7 protein-coding genes are annotated in these 6,498 nt (G+C 74.4%); all 7 read right to left on the bottom strand.

Features of this window, described 5'->3' with window-relative positions:
* A partial coding sequence (locus VFZ20_RS03445) for a hypothetical protein (protein WP_329682428.1) occupies window positions 1-515 on the bottom strand: 515 nt, incomplete at its 3' end.
* Window positions 516-573: 58 nt separating this feature from the next.
* Window positions 574-2,061, bottom strand: coding sequence for a lipopolysaccharide biosynthesis protein (locus VFZ20_RS03440; RefSeq protein WP_329682427.1), 1,488 nt, complete (start codon window positions 2,059-2,061; stop codon window positions 574-576).
* Entirely contained in the window at window positions 2,058-2,798 is a 741-nt protein-coding gene (locus VFZ20_RS03435) for a glycosyltransferase family protein (RefSeq protein ID WP_329682426.1), read from the bottom strand. Before VFZ20_RS03435 ends, VFZ20_RS03440 begins: the two co-directional genes overlap by 4 nt.
* On the bottom strand, window positions 2,795-4,060 hold the full coding sequence (locus VFZ20_RS03430) for a DUF4910 domain-containing protein (protein WP_349264056.1): 1,266 nt from the start codon (window positions 4,058-4,060) through the stop codon (window positions 2,795-2,797). Before VFZ20_RS03430 ends, VFZ20_RS03435 begins: the two co-directional genes overlap by 4 nt.
* 68 nt (window positions 4,061-4,128) lie before the next feature.
* Window positions 4,129-4,551, bottom strand: coding sequence for a MaoC family dehydratase (locus VFZ20_RS03425; protein WP_329682424.1), 423 nt, complete (start codon window positions 4,549-4,551; stop codon window positions 4,129-4,131).
* A gap of 17 nt (window positions 4,552-4,568) precedes the next feature.
* Window positions 4,569-5,327, bottom strand: coding sequence for an AAC(3) family N-acetyltransferase (locus tag VFZ20_RS03420; protein ID WP_329682423.1), 759 nt, complete (start codon window positions 5,325-5,327; stop codon window positions 4,569-4,571).
* The coding region (locus tag VFZ20_RS03415) for a glycosyltransferase family 4 protein (protein WP_329682422.1) at window positions 5,321-6,498 on the bottom strand (1,178 nt) is incomplete at its 5' end. The genes VFZ20_RS03420 and VFZ20_RS03415, both read right to left, overlap by 7 nt.

Here is a 6,498-nt window from a genome sequence, read left to right as displayed (position 1 = left end):
AAGGGGATGTCCATGGCCGCGCACACCTCGGCCAGGGCCATGGCGTGCGCCCCCGCCACCGTGTAGCAGAATACGACGTCGGGCCGGTGCTCCTCCAGCGTGCGCCAGGTGAAGTCCACCAGCCCCTGCACGTACCGGCGGGGAACCTCCACGGGGCTGCTGCGGGCGCCGCGCAGCAGCCCCGACGAGGCCAGCCGCGCCCCCGACACGAAGCCCGCTCCCACCGTGCGGTCCGACACCAGGATGCGGTTGAGCGCCCCCGGGACCAGCCGCCGCTCCAGTTCGCGCAGACGCGCGGGGTCCGACGGGGTGGCCAGCCACTGCCGCTCCAGCTCGTCCACGTCGTACAGGGGCGAGAACCCGGGGTCGGACCACGCCTGCACGCGGGCCACGATGCGCCTGGACCCCACCACCAGCGCGGGAAAGCTCGATCCCGGCTCCAGGGCGTGGATCTCGCGGGCCATGGCGCGGGGCCACTCCCGGAACATCGGAGACAGGAGAAACAGTACCTTCATCCCAGGTTCGTCGGGTTTTGCTGCGGCGGCCGGCCGGGAGCGCTCCCCGGCGGGCCGCCTACGCGCCGGCCGCGTGCGCGGCGGCAAAGAACGACCGCAGGCTGCCCCGCAGCCGCACGGCCAGCCACGCCGCCACGGGCAGGGCCGCCAGGGCCAGCCAGGGGCTCGCGGCCCGGTCCATCCCCATCACCAGCAGGCTTCCGCACACCAGCCATACGGCCGTTCCCGGCCGGATGGACTCACCCGTGCGGCGGTGGGCGGCGATCCCCGTGCCCAGCCCCATCACCAGGAACGCCAGCAGGGTGGCGAAGGCGGCCCCCAGGATGCCCATGCGGGGCGCCAGCAGCAGCACCCCCGCGGCGTTCACGGCCAGCGACACCCCCGTCACGGCCGGGAGGATGCCGTGCTTCTTGTAGTAGCCCAGGGGGAGCGCCGAAGCCGTGTACACCAGGTACAGGAGCTCCGACGCCACCAGCACCCCCAGCAGCCCGGGGATGAGCTGGTACTCGGCCCCGAACAGGTACGGGTACGCGTGGGGCAGCACGCCCACCAGCAGCAGCGCCAGCAGCAGCCCCCCCTGCGCCACCACCTCCGACATGGCCCGGTACACGGCCGGCGTTCCCCGCTGAAAGCCGATGAGGGCCAGGGGCTGCCACGCCCGCACGGCGATCATGACGACGGCGAAGGGGGCAAAGGCCACCGAGTACGCAAGGTGATAGCGCCCCAGGTCTCCCGCGCTCACGAGCGGGGCCAGCAGCAGGCGGTCCAGGTAGTGGATGCCGTTGTACGCCGCCGAGTGCAGCACCCACGGCAGGGCGAACGCCAGCGACGTGCGCGCCACGCCGGGGCTCCATTGGGGGCGGATGTCGTCACGCAGCCCCCAGGCCAGCATCACCAGCAGCACCAGGGCACCCGCCAGCAGCCCCGCGAAGTAGGTGGACGCCGTGAGCACGCCGCCCAGCATCATGGCCACGAGCAGGGCGTGCTTCACCACCTCCTCGGCCGCCTCGGCGCGCGACACCAGCCCGTGCCGCTTGCGGGCCAGCCCCGCCGCCGCCAGCACGGTGGCCGGCGCCCGCGTGAACAGGGCCGCGCCCAGCAGCAGGAACACCCGGTGCAGGTTGCCCGCCTCGCGCAGCCCCGCGGGGGCCAGGGCCGGCCCCAGCACGGCCAGCCCGGCCGCCACCACGCCGGAGACCACGGCCGTGGTGCCCAGCAGGGTGCCCACGAGCCGGCGGCGCTCCCCGGGCGTCTGCGCCTCGATGACGAACCGGTTGGCGGCCGACGGCAGCTGCAGGGTGGCCAGCATGGTCACCATCAACAGCAGCGCCGTGCCGTAGCCCACCACGCCGAACTCCCCCGGGCTCATCACCCGGGTGTAGACGGGGAGCATGAGGAACGACAGCCCCTTTTGCAGCAGCCCCGACCCCAGGAGGGCCACCGTGCGCAGCCGGTCGCCCGACAGGCGCGGAAAACGCAGCGCGGGAGCGGCCCGGGGCCGCTCCCGGCGCCGGGCCTTCTCGCCGGCCGTCGCCGTTCCCTTCACCGTACCACCTTTTGCTCCACGTGCGCGTTGATGCGCGCCCAGTCCGGGTGCGCCTCCAGGGCCGCCAGCACGTCGCGCCAGCCGAACGCGTCGCCGTTGCCGAAGTGGGCGTACACGGTGCGCGCGAACGCCAGGTCCTCGGGGGTGTCCACCGTCCACCGCATGTCCGACCGGTCCACCTCGTCCGTCACCACGCGCAGCCGGAAGCGGTCCGGGTTGCGGTACAGGTACGGCGTGACGTGCTCCCGCCAGTCCGGCCGGTCGTCCTCGCGCCAGGCGCGCTCCAGCGCCGCGAACGAGAACGCCTCCGTGTCGAGCCCGCGGGGAAAGGTGCGCGGCGGGATGGTGTTGCTGCAGTAGTCCAGCGACGGGTCCGCCAGGAACGCCTCCACCACCCGGTCCACCACCTCGGGGTCGATGAGGGGGCAGTCCGAGGTCACGCGCACCACCACCTGCGCCCCGTGCTCGCGGGCGGCGTGGTGGTAGCGGTCCAGCAGGTCCTCCGTGCTTCCCCGCGTCACGGCCCACCCCCGCTCGCCGCACAGCTCCACGATGCGGGCGGCCTCCGGCTCCAGGGTGGTGGCCACCACCACGGCGTCCAGCGAACGGGCGCGGCCCAGCCGGTCCATCACCCGCGCCAGGACGGGCTCGCCGCCCAGGTCCAGCAGCACCTTGCCCGGCAGGCGCGTGCTCCCCATGCGGGCCTGCACCAGGGCCACCACCCGCGGCCGGCTCACGGCGCCACCTCCTCCAGCAGCCCCGCCGCGGCCAGGGTGGCCTGCAGCTCGGCCACCCGGGCGATGGACAGGTCCAGCCGCTCGGCGATGGCCGCCGTGTCCTTTCGCCCGTCGCAGTACGCCCACACGTTCTTGATGTCGCGCACGAGGAACCGGGTCTCGCGCGTGCTCAGGGTGGGGTACAGCCCACGGCGCCCCAGCTGCGGCTCGCACAGCACCGTGGACCGGTAGGTGCGGTTGGCCTCCAGGGCCGCGATGCACCCCCGCACGGCGTCGTACCCGCCCTGCAGCCCCGCGGGCGTCACAAGGGTGAGGTCGTCCAGCGACGTGTGGTACTCGGGGTACTCGTAGTACTTGGTGCGCATGACGGAGCACACGGGCAGGTCCACCCCCGGGGCGCAGTACTGCCGCTCGTCGCTCCCCCGCTCCAGGAAGCTGAACTCGCGGAAGCCCGGCGCGTGGTGCCGCAGCACCTGCCGCGTGAGCCGGTCGGCCAGCGTGTCGCCGTCGCGCGAGGGAAGGAACGAGTACGCGCGGTCGTCGCCGATGCACGTGAGCACGTACCCCGCCACCGTGCGCGCCTGCATCTCGCGCAGGTTGCGGCTCAGGTACACGATGGCGCCCAGCGTCTCGGGCACCCACACGAAGCGGTAGGTGTAGCGCCGGTCCGGCAGCGAGGCCACCCACCGGGCCAGCTGCGTGGCCACCACGGGGCCCGACAGCTCGTTGTTGGCCATGGAGGGGTGACACACGTACGTCGACACCAGCACCTCGGCCGCCTCGCGGCCGGGGATGACGGCCTCGGCGTACGTGAGCGAGCCGGGGGCCAGGGTGGCGTCGATGCGCACCCGGTACGGCCCCGGGCCCAGCCGCTCGCGCTCCGCGTGCGAAAGGCAGAACCCCCACCGCGGCGCGTAGTACGAGGTGATGTACGGGATGGCCCCGGGCATGTCGGGGAGCGAGTGCAGGTGCGGCTGCAGCTCGTCCAGCGTCATCACGGCGTCCACCGGCACCGAGTATCCCACCAGGTGCAGGTTGTTGCGGCGCCAGTCGATCACGCGGTTCCCCGCGGCGTCCTCCACGTACGCGTCGCGCACGTTCCACTCGTCGGGCACCGTCCAGTCGAACGCGGGCGACCCCGACGGCACCTCGTGCACGCGCAGCTCCGGGACCCGCAGGCCGATGCGGCGCAGCGTCTCGCGCACGCCGTCGCCCGTGAGGCTGCGGTTCAGGGGCCACAGGTCCGCCGCGAACGCGTGCATGTCCGCGCCCGCGCCCCCCTCCAGCACGTCCCCGGCGGCGTCCGCCGCCACCGGCCCGTCCACGACGCTCACGCGGCCTCCACGGGCGGGCGCGGCACCATCACCAGGGCCTCCCCCTCCACCACCGTCTGCCCCGCGTGGGTGAGCACGGTGGTGGCCAGGCGCACCCGGCGGCGGTCCAGCAGCTCCGACACCGTCACCCGGGCCGTCACCGTGTCGCCGATGCGCACGGGGGCCGTAAAGCGCAGCGTCTGCTCCAGGTAGATGGTGCCGGGCCCCGGCAGCCGGGTGCCCAGCACGGCCGAGATGAAGCCCGCGCTGAGCATGCCGTGCGCGATGCGCCCGCCAAAGCGGCTGGCGGCGGCCGCCACCTCGTCCACGTGGGCGGGGTTCAGGTCGCCCGTGATCCCCGCGTACAGCACCACGTCCGTCTCGGTGACCGTCTTGCGGAACTCGGCCGACTGGCCCACCCGCAGCTCCTCGTAGTCCATGCTCTCCCGGGGGTGCCTCAGCCACCCCGCTGCACCGTGTGGTGCAGCAGGTGGGGCCGCTCGCGGACGATGGGCGCAAGCTCCGTGTAGAACCGGCCCGCGCGGCAGAACGCCACGCCGGCCTCGCCCACGGGCGTGATGCCCACCACGCCCCGCCCGGCCAGCTCGTCCATGGCGGGGTTGATGCGCGTGCGGGTCTCGTCGCGCCGCACGAACATGGTGAACTCGCGCACGGCCGGCGGCTGGCCGGGCAGCAGGTAGATGCCCCCGAACCGCTTGGTGCGGCGGTACGACGCGTCGTTCTCCCGCTCGATGAAGTGCGTGAGGGTGAACGTGCTGTTCCAGTCCAGGCCGATGCTCACGATGAGCCCGTCCAGGCGGTGGAACAGGGCGAACGCCGACCGGGGGCCAAAGGCCTCCACGTCGTCGCAGGCGGCGAACCCGGCTTGGCGGGCGCCCAGCACGGCGAACGAGTAGATGGGGTGCGGCGTGCGCACGGCGCCGGGCCGGCGCCGCGCGATCTCCGTCAGCGCGCCCATCTCCGACGGGGTCTCGTCGCTGTCCCAGTAGTGCGCTTCCGTCCACGCGTGGAAGTTGAACGTGGGAAAGAGCACCGTCCCCTCCGGCCCCACCAGCTCCAGCAGGGCGTCGATCACCGTGTCGGGCCCGCCCTCCACCGGCCCCAGCGACCGGAAGGCGCTGTGCACCATCACCGTGTCGCCCGGCGTGATCCCCGTCGCACGGAACTGCTCCACCGCCTGCGCGCGCGTCAGCATCCCCGTTCCCCTTGAAGTGTCGTTGCCCCCGGCCCGGCCGCCGCCGGCGCCAGCGCCTCATACGCCGCCAGCAGGGCGCGGCCGTTCACGCCCCAGTCCGCCCGCGCCTCCACCTCGGCGCGGTTGCGGGCGCCCATCCGCCGCCGCGCGTCCCCGTCCATCCGCGCGGCCTGGACGAGCGCGTCCGCCACGGCCGCCGCGTCGCCGCGGGGAGCCAGCCAGCCGTTCTCGCCGGGCGCCACCCACTCGCGGTTGCTGGGGATGTCCGTCACCAGCACGGGCAGCGCCGTGGCCATGGCCTCCAGCAGGGAGACGGAGGTACCGTCGCTGTGGGCGCAGCTGGCGTACAGGTTCGCCGCGCGGAACCAGTCCGGCAGCCGGTCGTGGCCGATGGCACCGGGGCGGACGACGGCGCCGCCGACCCCCGCCTCGCGGATCCACCGGTCCACCTCTCCCGCGAGCGATCCGCCCCCCGCGAGGACCAGGCGAAGCCGCGGGTCCGCCGCGTGCGCCCGGCCAAATCCCTCCAGGAGCGTGTCGATCCCGTAGATGGGCTCCCACGAGCGGGTGCAGAGAACGACGAACGCGTCGTCCGCCTGCGCGCCGAAGCATTCCGCGCGGACGGCGGACGGCCCCTCCGCGGGGTGAAAGCGCGCCGGCTCCGTCCCCCAGGGGACGAGGACCACGTCCCCGTCCGCCACGGGCGCGTAGCCGCGGGCCCGGTCCAGCACGGCGCGGCAGTCGCAGACAAAGCGGTCCGCGCCGGCCAGCGCCCGCCGCGTGGCGTCCGCCCACGCCGGGCCCTGCCCCGCCTCCACCAGCACGTCCGAGCCCCACGACATCACGACGCGCGGGCGCGCGTCCGCCAGCGCGGCCAGGAAGCCGCCCGTGGGCACGGGCCCGGCGTGGACCACGTCCGGCCGCACGCGCTCCAGCACCGCGCGAAAGGCGGGGAGGAACGCGGCGGCGCCCGCCGGCGTCCGCCCGTCGACGGACGGACGCGCCCCCCACGTCTCCCATCGGACGCCCGGCGGCAGGGCCGGCGCGTTACCCACGTCGTCCAGGGCCAGGTAGCGGACGTCGTGTCCGGCCCCGGCCAGCAGGGAGACGAAGCGGCGGTCGTGCCCCGTTACCCCCTGCGTGAGCCACAGGATGCGCACGCGCTCAGCCG

The sequence above is a fragment of the Longimicrobium sp. genome (genome assembly GCF_036280135.1).
In the GTDB taxonomy this organism is placed as follows: domain Bacteria; phylum Gemmatimonadota; class Gemmatimonadetes; order Longimicrobiales; family Longimicrobiaceae; genus Longimicrobium.
This window is presented reverse-complemented; position numbering and strand designations above follow the sequence as displayed.